Genomic DNA, 14480 nt, shown 5'->3' with positions numbered 1-14480 from the left:
TGATTCCTCAATGCAGGTGATTCACGTCCAGAATGACACAAGGAGACAAGATGGCAGCATGTACTGGTGTAATCCTGGCTGGTGGACAAGGTAGCCGTATGGGCGGGCAGGATAAAGGATTACTCATGATGCAGAGTAAACCCCTTTACCAACACGTTCTAGCGCGGTTGAGGCCGCAGGTAGACATTGTGTTAATAAGCGCTAACCGCAACATTGATCGTTATCAGCTAAGTGGTTATCAGGTCGTAACCGATTCAATGAAGGACTACCCAGGACCGCTTGCAGGTATGTTGAGCGGTTTACGGCACAGCCCCACTGATTGGGTGGCATTTTGTGCCTGTGATACACCTCAGATCCCTTGTGATTTTGTTGCGCGCCTCTGGCAGCAGCGTAACAACGCACCTGCTGTATGGGTGAAATCCTCCCAGCGGGATCATCCAACCCTGGCCTTGATGAATAAGGCGATTGCCGACGATCTTGAGACATGGTTGTTACGGGGGGAGCGCCGGCTTATGCAGTTTATGCGTGAGCATGGCGGCCACCCGGTTTTATTTAGCGATCCAGAGTCAGCGTTCAGCAACATCAATACACCTGACGATCTGATCATGCAGGAGAAGTCATAATGCATATTCCGTTATTGGCCATTGTCGCCTGGAGCGGAACCGGTAAAACCACACTACTCGAGCAGGTTATACCGTTGTTAAAAGCGCAGGAAATACGTGCGGGATTAATTAAACACACCCACCATGACATGGACGTAGACAGACCGGGTAAAGACAGCTATCGGCTGCGTAAAGCCGGAGCCGAGCAGGTTATTGTCGCCAGCGACAGGCGTTGGGCACTCATGTGTGAAACACCTGAGCAGCCTGTCAGTTTAATAACGTTAGTGGAACGAATGGACGGCGAACAGCTGGATGTAGTGTTAGTCGAAGGATTTAAAGATGAGCCAGTCGCCAAAATTGTGCTTTGGCGATCGGGTCTTAAAGGTGAGCTAGCAGCACTGCTGGATGAGAAGGTGGTGGCTGTCGCCTGTGACGACACGACTTTAAACCTGAATGTGCCCGTTTTGAACATCAACCAGCCACAAGAAGTGGCCGCATTTATCCTGACATGGCTGGGTAAAAAAGCGCATAGCTGACAACACAATGGGTAGCGATTGGATGATGCAGATCAGCAGCGTTCAGTACAGAGTTTTCCCGTCTTCGAACGGCAAAGAAGGTGTAATTACCATTATCCCCTGAGCCTGTCGGCCGCTTACCAGATAACGCGCCTGGGTTTTACGTCGCTCCGCCACTGCACCCGTGCCCTGCTTCAGGTTCACCGTTGCCCGCTGAAAGCCGGTAAAGGGAGGCATCCGGCCCGGAACGGCGCAGAGACGAGGGGTTATCCGGCAGATCGACAGACGTAAAAAAGCCCCGCACTTTCGTACGGGGCTTCTCTACTTAATTGATGCCTGGCAGTTCCCTACTCTCGCATGGGGAGACCCCACACTACCATCGGCGCTACGGCGTTTCACTTCTGAGTTCGGCATGGGGTCAGGTGGGACCACCGCGCTACAGCCGCCAGGCAAATTCTTTGTGCCGAAACGCCTCTTTTACACCGTGACCGCGTTGCCATCGCTCAGCCACACCGGTCACATACTTCTGTATGCTCCCGCTGATGTCTTCGCTCTGCGCCTTGTCACGCCGCAAAATCATGCGTTTCCGCAGATTCTTTATCCGGGAAACAATGCTGAAAATTCTTCTGTCTCTCAACCAAAACGCCTCTGGCGTTGTAAGGTTAAGCCTCACGGGTCATTAGTACCGGTAAGCTCAACGCATCGCTGCGCTTACACACCCGGCCTATCAACGTCGTCGTCTTCAACGTCCCTTCAGGAGCCTTAAAGGCTCAGGGAGAACTCATCTCGGGGCAAGTTTCGTGCTTAGATGCTTTCAGCACTTATCTTTTCCGCACTTAGCTACCGGGCAGTGCCACTGGCGTGACAACCCGGACACCAGCGGTGCGTTCACTCCGGTCCTCTCGTACTAGGAGCAACCCCCCTCAATTCTCCAGCGCCCACGGCAGATAGGGACCGAACTGTCTCACGACGTTCTAAACCCAGCTCGCGTACCACTTTAAACGGCGAACAGCCGTACCCTTGGGACCTACTTCAGCCCCAGGATGTGATGAGCCGACATCGAGGTGCCAAACACCGCCGTCGATATGAACTCTTGGGCGGTATCAGCCTGTTATCCCCGGAGTACCTTTTATCCGTTGAGCGATGGCCCTTCCATTCAGAACCACCGGATCACTATGACCTGCTTTCGCACCTGCTCGAGCCGTCACTCTCGCAGTCAAGCTGGCTTATGCCATTGCACTAACCTCCTGATGTCCGACCAGGATTAGCCAACCTTCGTGCTCCTCCGTTACGCTTTGGGAGGAGACCGCCCCAGTCAAACTACCCACCAGACACTGTCCGCAGCCCGGATCACGGGCCTACGTTAGAACACCAAACATTAAAGGGTGGTATTTCAAGGTTGGCTCCACGCAGACTGGCGTCCACGCTTCAAAGCCTCCCACCTATCCTACACATCAAGGCTCAGTGTTCAGTGTCAAGCTGTAGTAAAGGTTCACGGGGTCTTTCCGTCTTGCCGCGGGTACACTGCATCTTCACAGCGATTTCAATTTCACTGAGTCTCGGGTGGAGACAGCCTGGCCATCATTACGCCATTCGTGCAGGTCGGAACTTACCCGACAAGGAATTTCGCTACCTTAGGACCGTTATAGTTACGGCCGCCGTTTACCGGGGCTTCGATCAAGAGCTTCTCCTTGCGGATAACCCCATCAATTAACCTTCCGGCACCGGGCAGGCGTCACACCGTATACGTCCACTTTCGTGTTTGCACAGTGCTGTGTTTTTAATAAACAGTTGCAGCCAGCTGGTATCTTCGACTGCCTTCAGCTCCACCCGCGAGGGGTTTCACCTACCGACAGCGTGCCTTCTCCCGAAGTTACGGCACCATTTTGCCTAGTTCCTTCACCCGAGTTCTCTCAAGCGCCTGGGTATTCTCTACCTGACCACCTGTGTCGGTTTGGGGTACGATTTTGTGTTACCTGATGCTTAGAGGCTTTTCCTGGAAGCAGGGCATTTATCACTTCAGCACCGTAGTGCCTCGTCGTCACGCCTCAGTGTAAAGTGAACCGGATTTGCCTGGAACACACACCTACACGCTTAAACCGGGACAACCGTCGCCCGGCCGATATAGCCTTCTCCGTCCCCCCTTCGCAGTAACACCAAGTACAGGAATATTAACCTGTTTCCCATCGACTACGCCTTTCGGCCTCGCCTTAGGGGTCGACTCACCCTGCTCCGATTAACGTTGAACAGGAACCCTTGGTCTTCCGGCGACAAGGTTTTTCACCTTGTTTATCGTTACTTATGTCAGCATTCGCACTTCTGATACCTCCAGCAGCCCTCACAGGCCACCTTCGACGGCTTACAGAACGCTCCCCTACCCAACAACACATAGTGTCGCTGCCGCAGCTTCGGTGCATGGTTTAGCCCCGTTACATCTTCCGCGCAGGCCGACTCGACCAGTGAGCTATTACGCTTTCTTTAAATGATGGCTGCTTCTAAGCCAACATCCTGGCTGTCTGGGCCTTCCCACATCGTTTCCCACTTAACCATGACTTTGGGACCTTAGCTGGCGGTCTGGGTTGTTTCCCTCTTCACGACGGACGTTAGCACCCGCCGTGTGTCTCCCGTGATAACATTCTCCGGTATTCGCAGTTTGCATCGGGTTGGTAAGCCGGGATGGCCCCCTAGCCGAAACAGTGCTCTACCCCCGGAGATGAGTTCACGAGGCGCTACCTAAATAGCTTTCGGGGAGAACCAGCTATCTCCCGGTTTGATTGGCCTTTCACCCCCAGCCACAGGTCATCCGCTAATTTTTCAACATTAGTCGGTTCGGTCCTCCAGTTAGTGTTACCCAACCTTCAACCTGCCCATGGCTAGATCACCGGGTTTCGGGTCTATACCCTGCAACTTAACGCCCAGTTAAGACTCGGTTTCCCTGCGGCTCCCCTATACGGTTAACCTTGCTACAGAATATAAGTCGCTGACCCATTATACAAAAGGTACGCAGTCACACCACGAAGGTGCTCCCACTGCTTGTACGTACACGGTTTCAGGTTCTGTTTCACTCCCCTCGCCGGGGTTCTTTTCGCCTTTCCCTCACGGTACTGGTTCACTATCGGTCAGTCAGGAGTATTTAGCCTTGGAGGATGGTCCCCCCATATTCAGACAGGATACCACGTGTCCCGCCTTACTCATCGAACTCACAGCCTGTGCACCTTTGTGTACGGGAGTATCACCCTGTACCCTGCGACTTTCCAGACGCTTCCACTGATGCACAAGCTGATGATGGTTCTGGGCTCCTCCCCGTTCGCTCGCCGCTACTGGGGGAATCTCGGTTGATTTCTTTTCCTCGGGGTACTTAGATGTTTCAGTTCCCCCGGTTCGCCTCATACAGCTATGTATTCACTGCATGATAGTGTGACGAATCACACTGGGTTTCCCCATTCGGGTATCGCCGGTTGTAGCGGTTCATATCACCTTACCGGCGCTTATCGCAGATTAGCACGCCCTTCATCGCCTCTGACTGCCAGGGCATCCACCGTGTACGCTTAGTCGCTTAACCTCACAACCCACAGGCGTTTTACGCTGCGTGTCATGAGCTTTTGAGAGACTCGAACACATTGTCATCATTCTTTATTACGGAAGAATGCGACCCTGTGTCGTTTCAAATTTTCAGCTTGTTCCGGATTGTTAAAGAGCAAATATCTCAAACGTGACCCTGAGGCCAGTTTTGAGATACTTTGTGGAGACACCTTTCACCTGTCACCAAGCAAGTGGCGTCCCCTAGGGGATTCGAACCCCTGTTGCCGCCGTGAAAGGGCGGAGTCCTAACCGCTAGACGAAGGGGACACGTACGCGTGTCTCGACTTCGCAGCCGTCTTGCTTCTTTATCTTTCTATCAGACAATCTGTGTGAGCACTTCGCGGGAAAGTATCTTCAGGTAAGGAGGTGATCCAACCGCAGGTTCCCCTACGGTTACCTTGTTACGACTTCACCCCAGTCATGAATCACAAAGTGGTAAGCGCCCTCCCGAAGGTTAAGCTACCTACTTCTTTTGCAACCCACTCCCATGGTGTGACGGGCGGTGTGTACAAGGCCCGGGAACGTATTCACCGTGGCATTCTGATCCACGATTACTAGCGATTCCGACTTCACGGAGTCGAGTTGCAGACTCCGATCCGGACTACGACGCACTTTATGAGGTCCGCTTGCTCTCGCGAGGTCGCTTCTCTTTGTATGCGCCATTGTAGCACGTGTGTAGCCCTACTCGTAAGGGCCATGATGACTTGACGTCATCCCCACCTTCCTCCGGTTTATCACCGGCAGTCTCCTTTGAGTTCCCGACCGAATCGCTGGCAACAAAGGATAAGGGTTGCGCTCGTTGCGGGACTTAACCCAACATTTCACAACACGAGCTGACGACAGCCATGCAGCACCTGTCTCACGGTTCCCGAAGGCACTAAGGCATCTCTGCCGAATTCCGTGGATGTCAAGAGTAGGTAAGGTTCTTCGCGTTGCATCGAATTAAACCACATGCTCCACCGCTTGTGCGGGCCCCCGTCAATTCATTTGAGTTTTAACCTTGCGGCCGTACTCCCCAGGCGGTCGACTTAACGCGTTAGCTCCGGAAGCCACTCCTCAAGGGAACAACCTCCAAGTCGACATCGTTTACGGCGTGGACTACCAGGGTATCTAATCCTGTTTGCTCCCCACGCTTTCGCACCTGAGCGTCAGTCTTCGTCCAGGGGGCCGCCTTCGCCACCGGTATTCCTCCAGATCTCTACGCATTTCACCGCTACACCTGGAATTCTACCCCCCTCTACGAGACTCAAGCCTGCCAGTTTCAAATGCAGTTCCCAGGTTAAGCCCGGGGATTTCACATCTGACTTAACAGACCGCCTGCGTGCGCTTTACGCCCAGTAATTCCGATTAACGCTTGCACCCTCCGTATTACCGCGGCTGCTGGCACGGAGTTAGCCGGTGCTTCTTCTGCGGGTAACGTCAATCAGTAAGGTTATTAACCTCACTGCCTTCCTCCCCGCTGAAAGTACTTTACAACCCGAAGGCCTTCTTCATACACGCGGCATGGCTGCATCAGGCTTGCGCCCATTGTGCAATATTCCCCACTGCTGCCTCCCGTAGGAGTCTGGACCGTGTCTCAGTTCCAGTGTGGCTGGTCATCCTCTCAGACCAGCTAGGGATCGTCGCCTAGGTGGGCCGTTACCCCGCCTACTAGCTAATCCCATCTGGGTTCATCCGATAGTGAGAGGCCCGAAGGTCCCCCTCTTTGGTCTTGCGACGTTATGCGGTATTAGCCACCGTTTCCAGTGGTTATCCCCCTCTATCGGGCAGATCCCCAGACATTACTCACCCGTCCGCCACTCGTCACCCGAGGAGCAAGCTCCTCTGTGCTACCGTCCGACTTGCATGTGTTAGGCCTGCCGCCAGCGTTCAATCTGAGCCATGATCAAACTCTTCAATTTAAAGTTTGATTTGCTGAAACCAGTTCAGCGGTGCTCAAGGAAAACGTCGTAATGAATTTATTACGTGTTCACTCTTAAGACTTGATATTTTTTACGTCCGGAGACGCTGATATCAATCCTGCGAGTGCCCACACAGATTGTCTGATAAATTGTTAAAGAGCAGTGCGAACAGCGGGTTAACCGTCTGTTGCGAGGTGGCATATATTACGCTTTCCTCCTTCAGAGTCAACCTCTTTTTCAGAAGTTTTTCTCCGGCGGAAACTCCTGGGAGCCTCCTGCTGAACACCGCGTTACGTAAGCCGTTGTGCCGTGTCAGTGGAGGCGCATTATAGGGAGTTCTCCGAAGCTGACAAGCATTAATTATAAAAAAATGTCTGAGCGGTTTATTTTTAAACGAACGAGGTAAAAACCACCACTTCCTGCCTAAACAACGCACGGAAATCACCGCGTAGTCATTGAAAGAGGCGTATTGTGGGTTTCTGCCAATGCTATTCTTCTTCATTATTTTTGCTAAAAACATTACGAAGGACGCTCAATGATTAAATCCGCGCGCAGTATGGCCGGTCTGCCATGGATTGCCGCTATGGCATTCTTTATGCAGTCCCTGGATGCCACGATATTGAATACTGCCCTGCCCGCGATCGCCACCAGTCTTGACCGTTCCCCGCTTGCCATGCAGTCCGCCGTCATCAGCTACACCTTAACCGTTGCCATGCTTATCCCTGTCAGCGGCTGGCTTGCAGATCGTTACGGCACACGCAAAATCTTCATGATTGCCGTTTCACTCTTTACCCTTGGCTCGTTAGCCTGCGCCTTGTCGCCTTCTTTATCTGTTCTGGTTACCTCCCGTGTCATTCAGGGCATTGGTGGTGCCATGATGATGCCGGTAGCGCGCCTGGCACTCTTGCGCGCCTATCCGCGCAGTGAACTCTTACCCATACTTAACTTTGTGACGATGCCGGGTTTGGTGGGGCCGATCCTGGGGCCGCTGTTGGGCGGTATAATGGTGACGTATGCCACCTGGCACTGGATATTCCTGATTAACATCCCTATTGGCATACTCGGCATATTCTATGCGCGCAAATATATGCCTGACTTTACTACGCCTAAACGCCGCTTCGACTTTCTGGGCTTTTTACTCTTCGGCATCGGGTTGGTGATGCTCTCCACCGGGATAGAGCTGTTTGGTGAGCGTATCGTCTCACCCTGGATTGCGGCCGGAGTATTGTGTGGCGGTGTTGTGTTATTGCTTCTTTATATTGCGCACGCCCGACGTCATCCCTCTCCCCTTATTAATCTGCCGATGTTTAAGACCCGCACCTTCTCGGTAGGTATCATTGGCAACATCGCCTCGCGGCTTGGTACAGGCTGTGTGCCGTTTTTGATGCCGCTGATGCTTCAGGTGGGTTTCGGTTACTCGGCTATTCTGGCGGGATGCATGATGGCGCCCACGGCCGTAGGATCTATTCTGGCAAAACAAAGCGTAACGCAGCTGCTGCGCTGGTTTGGTTATCGCCGCTTGCTGGTCAGTATTACGGTGATTATCGGGTTCATGATTGCCAGCTTTTCACTGCAGTCACCTTCTGAAAGCATCGCATTGTTATTGATCCCGCTCTTTCTGCTGGGTATGGCGATGTCCACCCAGTTTACGGCGATGAATACCATTACGCTGGCTGATTTAGATGACGACAACGCCAGTGGCGGCAATAGCGTGCTAGCCGTGACACAACAACTGGCGATCAGTTTCGGTGTAGCGGTGAGCGCTGCTGTACTGCGTTTTTATCAGGAGTTCGATAGCACGACGGTAGAACAGTTCCATTCCACCTTCCTGACGATGGGCATCGTAACCGTGCTGTCGGCGCTAACATTTATGATGTTGCGCAATGGTGATGGACGTAACCTGATCAGCAATCGCGATAAAAAGAAAAAGGCTTAAACCGAGCCTCGCGGCACCAGCTCCGGCGTTAGTACCAGCGTTTGCTGGCTGACGTCGGGATTGCTCAGGCGGTGAATCAGCGTATCTATCGCCAGTTCGCCCAGTTCATCTTTGGGTTGATGAACAGTACTCAGCGGCGGTGACATATAGCGTGCCAGTTCAATATCATCATATCCCATCACCGCCATATCCTGTGGAATCTGCAGTCCGGCCTGATGCAACGCGTGATAAACGCCAACCGCCATCGCGTCGTTGCTGGTAAAAACAGCATGTGGCGGCGTTTCCAGCGCCAGCAATTCAAACATCGCGTTGTAGCCGCCTGAAAACTCAAAGTCGCCACTGACAACATACTCTGGCGGAACATGCAGACCGCTTTTCTGCATCGCCTGGTAATAACCTTCCAGTCGCATACGTGCAGGCGTTTTATCAAGCGGCCCAGAAATACAGGCAATACGCGAGTAGCCACTGTCAATCAGGTGCTGCGTGGCCAGCTCTCCCCCCAACAATGCGTTATCCTGAATAATATCGCCATGGCCTTCGAAAGGTGCCCAGTCCATCATCACCGTTGGGATAGAGGGATAACGGTTAAGAATTTCGGCCGAAGGCAGATGACTCTCGGTACACATGATAAGCAAGCCATCAACGCGCTTTTGCAGCAGCGTTTCCAGGCTACGATTCATGCGCGCTTCGTCGCCAGCGGTATTACAAAGAATCAGACTGTATCCCCGCTCATAGCAACTGTCTTCTACCCCGCGCACCACTTCTGCATAAAAAGGGTTGCTACTGGCAGTCAGTAGCATGCCGATGGTATTGGTTTGGTTAAGCTTGAGGCTACGTGCTAGTGCCGACGGCGCGTAGTTGAGTTCGCGGATCGCCTGTTCAATTTTTTCACGCACGCCGTCACTGACAAAACGGTTCTTGTTGATGACGTGTGAAACCGTTGAAGTTGAGACACCCGCCAGTCGGGCGACATCTTTCATCGTAGCCAAGCGCTTAACCCTGCTGCTGTAAAAAGTCGTCGATTTCCGCACGCCACGGTACAGAAGGCTGCGCACCTGAACGGGTTACCGCAATTGCCGCGGCGGCATGGGCAAAACGAACGGCATCATGCATGGCCTTACCTTCAAGGCGCGCAGTGATAAACGCACCGTTAAAGGTATCGCCAGCAGCAATGGTGTCGACCGCGTTGACCTCAAAGCCGGCAATACGTTGTCCCTTCCCATTTTCACTTAGCCAGACGCCACGGCGTCCCAGGGTGATCAAAACGGTAGCAATACCTTTTTCATGCAATGCAGCGGCGGCACGTGCAGCATCATCATCATTATTTACCGCAATACCGGTCAGAATTTCAGCTTCAGTTTCATTCGGCGTAATGATGTCGATAAGCGCTAACAAATCATCAGACAGTTTCGTTGCCGGAGCAGGATTTAAAATCACGCGGGTTTGATGCTGTCTGGCCAACGTCGCCGCAGCCAAAACACTGTCCAGAGGCGATTCCAACTGCATCAGTAAGGCATCCGCCTGGGTAATGACCTGCTGGTGACGTTCAACATACTGCGGCGTCAATGCCGCGTTGGCGCCGGAATAGATGCCAATGTTATTTTCGCCTTCGCCATTCACGAAAATCATCGCCACACCCGTAGATTCACCCTCGACGGCTTCTACTGAATGCGTATCAATATTGTCCTGCGCGAGCTGTTGGCAAATACGTTCGCCAATGTCATCAGCGCCAACACAGGCTATAAAAGCGATATTCGCACCCGCACGACCCGCGGCAACCGCCTGATTCGCGCCTTTACCGCCAAACGCAATCTGGTATTTCTGCCCGATCACCGTTTCGCCAGGGCGGGGAAAATGAGCCAGATTAAGGATGTGGTCAGCATTAATGCTACCAAGAACGGCCAGTTTTGCGTTTTTGCTCATTGGAGGAGTCCGAAATAAGTGCGCCACCGACGGGTGGCGCAATGCCCTGCTTTTCTTTGATTTATTTGGTAACCAGTTTCAGATCGACCGGATTGACCGCCTGCACTTTTTCACCTTTCAGCACTTTATCAGCAGTCTGAACGCCGATCATGCCAATTTTCTCCGGCATCTGAGCCACGGTTGCGGCCAGCTTGCCACCTTCAACGGCTTTCACGCCATCAGGTGTGCCATCGAAACCAACGACCATCACATCGGTTTTACCTGCAGTCTGCAGTGCACGCAGCGCGCCCAGTGCCATTTCGTCATTCTGTGCAAACACCGCCTGAACATCCGGATGCGCCTGCAGCAGGTTCTGCATGACGTTCAACCCCTTGGTACGATCAAAGTCTGCCGGCTGGCTGGCCAGAATCTGGAATTTATGTGCATCAGCAGCCTGTTTAAAACCTTCGCCACGTTCACGCGCAGCAGAAGTCCCTGCGATGCCTTCTAACTCGATCACTTTCGCGTTATCACCCAGTTTACGTGCGATGTAGTCACCCGCCATCTTGCCGCCAAAACGGTTATCAGATGCAACGTGACTGACTACCGTACCCTGTGCAGCTACGCGGTCCAGGGTGATCACCGGGATCTTCGCCTGGTTAGCCATTTTGATGGCGTTGCCGACAGCGTCAGAATCGGTCGGGTTAATCAACAGCACTTTCGTCCCGCGCACGGTCAAGTCCTGAACGTTAGCCAGTTCTTTTGCCGGGTTGTTCTGTGAATCCAGCACGACCAGGTTGTAGCCCAGTTTATCGGCTTCTTTCTGTGCGCCGTCTTTCAGTGAAACGAAGAACGGGTTGTTCAGCGTAGAGATAACTAAGGCAATGGTATCTTTAGCCAATGCGCTGGCGCTGAGCGTTGCACCAAGGATCACAGCTAATGCAGTTAACTTTTTCATCTTTTTATCCTGTATTAAGGTCTGAGTTATTTGCTGCTTTTATTGTCCACCAGCACCGCCAGCAGAATGACTACCGCTTTTACGATCATCTGGTAATACGACGATACACCCATCAGATTTAAACCATTGTTCAAAAAGCCAAGGATTAATGCGCCAATTAAAGTGCCAACAATCCGGCCCTTACCTCCGGCCAGGCTGGTACCGCCTAATACAACGGCGGCAATCGCATCCAGTTCATAGCCTGTTCCGGCTGTCGGCTGCGCGGACGAAAGACGGGCGACTTCGATTGAGCCCGCCAGCGCCGCCAGCATGCCAGACAGCGAATAAACAATGACTTTCACCCGATTGACGTTGATACCGGAGAGACGTGTTGCGGCTTCATTCCCCCCCAGTGCATAGATGTAGCGGCCCAACCGCGTGTGGTGCAGCATGTACCAGGCCGCCACGAACACCAGCACCATCAGCCATACAGGTGTAGGAATTCCCAACGGACGACCAATACCAAACCAACCGAACAGATCGGCATTGTCATTAAAGCCGGTATTCACTGGGCTGCCGTTGGTATAAACCATGGTGACACCGCGCAGTAACAGCATCATCACCAACGTGGCGATAAAAGCCTGCACCTTACCGCGCGCGACAATGGTACCGGTCACCGCGCCAATGGCTGCGCCCAGCGCCAGCGAAGCCGCAACCGCAACAAAGGCATTCACCTCCATTCCCACCAGCGATGCCGCCACCGCACCGGTGAGCGCCAGTAGCGATCCCACAGAGAGATCGATACCTGACGTCAGAATAACCAGCGTCATGCCCACCGCCATAATGGCGTTGACCGATGTCTGCTGCAAAATGTTGAACAGGTTTGCCACGGTAAAGAAATTAGGGCTCTGGCTGGCGACCACGGCAATCAACACAATCAGCGCAATCAGCGACTTTTGCTCAAGCAGCCAGGCTTTGCTGAACCAGCGACGGTTAGACGGAACGGTTTGGGTGGTCATACAACTAAATCCTCACTGTGTTGCTTACCAACGGCTGCGGCCATCAGGCTTTCCTGGGTAGCGTCTTCACGGGTAAATTCGCCGCTTAAACGGCCTTCATGCATCACGACAATACGGTCACTCATGCCCAAAACTTCAGGCATTTCAGACGACACCAAAATAATGCTCAGCCCTTCTGCCTTAAACTGGTTAATGAGCTGATAGATCTCTTTTTTTGCCCCCACGTCAACACCGCGCGTCGGTTCATCAAGAATCAACACGTTGGGGCGCGTCATTAATCCGCGGGCAATCGCGACTTTTTGTTGATTACCGCCGGACAGCAGGCCAATCGGCTGCTCCATTGAGGGGGTTTTAACGTTAAACAGACGGATAAAATCGCTGACGGCGAGCTGCTCTTCAGCGTGCCTGAGCCTGCCGCCCAGGTGACTGAAGTAGCGCAGTGCGGTCAGAGACATGTTCTCTTTGACTGACATGCCCAGCACCAGGCCATCGCGCTTACGGTCTTCTGAGATATACACGATGCCATTGGCAAGGCCATCCTGCGGTGAGCGGGTCACCACTTCACGTCCACTCAGCCAGATCTGCCCGGCGCTGCGGGGCGCAGCACCGTAGAGGATTTTCATCAGTTCGGTGCGCCCAGCGCCCATCAGGCCAGACACGCCAAGAATTTCACCTTTGCGCAGGATAAACGAGACGTTATCGACGCCAGGCCCGCTAAGATTTTCGACTTTGAGGCGCACGTCGCCGGGCGCCTCGTCCAGATGGGGATATTGATCTTCCAGCTTACGGCCTACCATCATCTCAATCAGGCTTTCTTCACTCAGATCGCTGACGGCACGCTCAGCAATAAACTGACCATCACGGAACACAGTGACATCATCGCAAATCTCAAAAATCTCTTTCATGCGATGGGAGATGTAGACGATACCGCATCCCTGTGCTTTCAGTTCGTTGATAACGCGGAATAGCGACAGGGTTTCGGTATCGGTCAGCGCGTCGGTCGGCTCATCCATAATGATGACTTTCGACTCAAAGCTCAGCACTTTAGCGATCTCGACCATTTGCTGATCGCCGATGGATAAATCGCCCACCAGTTTGTGGCTGTTAAAACGTAAATTCAGGCGCTTTAGCAGCGCGTCAGCTTCAGCATACATCCGTTTCCAGTTGATGCAGCCCAGACCATTAACGAATTCGCGACCAAGAAAAATGTTTTCCGCGACGGTTAACTGGGGGATCAGGTTAAGTTCCTGATGGATAATACCAATGCCCGCTTCCTGAGAAGCCTTGGGGCCGCTGAATGTCGTTTCTTCACCCAGCCACAACAGTGAACCCGCATCACGACTGTAAATGCCGGTAAGCACTTTCATCATGGTCGATTTGCCCGCGCCGTTTTCCCCCACCAGCGCCATAACGCGTCCCGGCCAGACTGACAACGATGCGCCATTCAGTGCCTTGACGCCCGGAAATGATTTTTCGATGCCTTTAAGCTGCAGTAACGGTTGCATAATGGCCTCAGAAGGTCACACCTGCGCTCAGGATGACATTCGCAAACGGAGAACACTCTCCGCTGCGAATGACCGCCTGACTACGCTGTGTTTGTTGTTTGAACTGTTCGTGACTGATGTAGTGGATACTAATGGTATTTCCCTGGTGCTGTTGCAATGCTTCGAGCACGGCGATCAGTTCGCTGTGGAGCTGCGGATTATGCTGCTTAATTTCTTCCGCGATAAAGGCGCTTTCCACCTGCATCTCATGCGTTACCGCTTCAACCACCTGCATAAATCCTGGCGTACCCGGTATCAGTGCCAGATCGATACGCTGGGTTTCTGCCGGAATCGGCAACCCCGCATCGGCGATCGTCAGTGTATCCGTATGGCCCAGGCGGGCGATGACGTAAGAGAGTTCAGCGTTTAACAGGCGACCTTTTTTCATTTTTCCACTCCAGAGCGAAACGTTTCGCTTTCAGGAGTGTATAAAATGAAGGTTACAATTCAACCACTGAATAAGAAATTTGTGATCGCTATCGAAACGTTTCGCTGTTGCAGACCAGAATTTGAGTTACGGGGCCGTCAGAAGGGATAAATGG

At 52.9% G+C, this 14480-nt stretch carries 10 protein-coding genes, 1 tRNA gene and 3 rRNA genes; 3 read left to right on the top strand and 11 right to left on the bottom strand.

The features are described from left to right. Positions 1 to 50 precede the first annotated feature (50 nt). Together mobA and mobB are read left to right on the top strand one after the other, a co-directional pair. A complete protein-coding gene (gene mobA, locus GKC68_RS00985; protein ID WP_047714066.1) occupies positions 51 to 623 on the top strand; it encodes a molybdenum cofactor guanylyltransferase MobA in 573 nt (190 codons plus the stop codon). Next, the gene (gene mobB / locus GKC68_RS00980) at positions 623 to 1138 is read left to right on the top strand and encodes a molybdopterin-guanine dinucleotide biosynthesis protein MobB (RefSeq protein ID WP_110146217.1); all 516 of its coding nucleotides are present in this window, start codon (positions 623 to 625) and stop codon (positions 1136 to 1138) included. Before mobA ends, mobB begins: the two co-directional genes overlap by 1 nt. A gap of 313 nt (positions 1139 to 1451) precedes the next feature. On the opposite strand, the gene rrf is transcribed toward mobB, so the two are convergent. From rrf to GKC68_RS00955, 5 genes are all read right to left on the bottom strand, one after another. Beyond that, a 5S ribosomal RNA gene (rrf, locus tag GKC68_RS00975) occupies positions 1452 to 1567 on the bottom strand. Continuing rightward, positions 1554 to 1697 (bottom strand): hypothetical protein, encoded by a 144-nt coding sequence (locus GKC68_RS00970; RefSeq protein WP_158541463.1) that lies wholly within the window; start codon positions 1695 to 1697, stop codon positions 1554 to 1556. Before GKC68_RS00970 ends, rrf begins: the two co-directional genes overlap by 14 nt. A 78-nt stretch (positions 1698 to 1775) precedes the next feature. After that, positions 1776 to 4679, bottom strand: a 23S ribosomal RNA gene (locus GKC68_RS00965). A gap of 212 nt (positions 4680 to 4891) precedes the next feature. Continuing rightward, positions 4892 to 4966: transfer RNA gene (locus GKC68_RS00960), tRNA-Glu, on the bottom strand. A 92-nt stretch (positions 4967 to 5058) separates the two neighbouring features. Continuing rightward, a 16S ribosomal RNA gene (locus tag GKC68_RS00955) occupies positions 5059 to 6600 on the bottom strand. The 16S, 23S and 5S rRNA genes sit together here with 1 tRNA gene alongside, the layout of an rRNA operon. Positions 6601 to 7135: 535 nt before the next feature. Here GKC68_RS00955 and mdtD point away from each other — a divergent pair. Beyond that, positions 7136 to 8536: a multidrug transporter subunit MdtD gene (mdtD, locus tag GKC68_RS00950; RefSeq protein ID WP_028725315.1), complete on the top strand. Its 1401-nt coding sequence runs from the start codon at positions 7136 to 7138 to the stop codon at positions 8534 to 8536. Here the strand turns inward: mdtD and rbsR are convergent. The 6 genes from rbsR to rbsD form a co-directional block, all read right to left on the bottom strand. Then, on the bottom strand, positions 8533 to 9516 hold the full coding sequence (rbsR, locus tag GKC68_RS00945) for a ribose operon transcriptional repressor RbsR (RefSeq protein WP_028725316.1): 984 nt from the start codon (positions 9514 to 9516) through the stop codon (positions 8533 to 8535). The two genes, mdtD and rbsR, sit on opposite strands and share 4 nt — an antisense overlap. Positions 9517 to 9529: 13 nt before the next feature. Then, complete coding sequence (rbsK, locus tag GKC68_RS00940) at positions 9530 to 10459, bottom strand: ribokinase (RefSeq protein ID WP_047714738.1); 930 nt, start codon at positions 10457 to 10459, stop codon at positions 9530 to 9532. 61 nt (positions 10460 to 10520) lie between these two features. Beyond that, entirely contained in the window at positions 10521 to 11396 is an 876-nt protein-coding gene (rbsB, locus tag GKC68_RS00935) for a ribose ABC transporter substrate-binding protein RbsB (RefSeq protein WP_342656511.1), read from the bottom strand. A 26-nt stretch (positions 11397 to 11422) separates the two neighbouring features. Continuing rightward, the gene (gene rbsC / locus GKC68_RS00930) at positions 11423 to 12394 is read right to left on the bottom strand and encodes a ribose ABC transporter permease (protein ID WP_013023916.1); all 972 of its coding nucleotides are present in this window, start codon (positions 12392 to 12394) and stop codon (positions 11423 to 11425) included. Further along, the gene (gene rbsA, locus GKC68_RS00925; protein WP_047714737.1) at positions 12391 to 13899 is read right to left on the bottom strand and encodes a ribose ABC transporter ATP-binding protein RbsA; all 1509 of its coding nucleotides are present in this window, start codon (positions 13897 to 13899) and stop codon (positions 12391 to 12393) included. Before rbsA ends, rbsC begins: the two co-directional genes overlap by 4 nt. A gap of 7 nt (positions 13900 to 13906) precedes the next feature. Then, the gene (rbsD, locus tag GKC68_RS00920; protein ID WP_028725319.1) at positions 13907 to 14326 is read right to left on the bottom strand and encodes a D-ribose pyranase; all 420 of its coding nucleotides are present in this window, start codon (positions 14324 to 14326) and stop codon (positions 13907 to 13909) included. Positions 14327 to 14480 lie beyond the last annotated feature (154 nt).

The sequence above is a fragment of the Pantoea sp. RSPAM1 genome (genome assembly GCF_038816185.1).
GTDB lineage: Bacteria > Pseudomonadota > Gammaproteobacteria > Enterobacterales > Enterobacteriaceae > Pantoea > Pantoea ananatis.
Note: the sequence above shows the minus strand (reverse complement) of the source record. Positions and strands in the feature narration are given on the sequence as shown.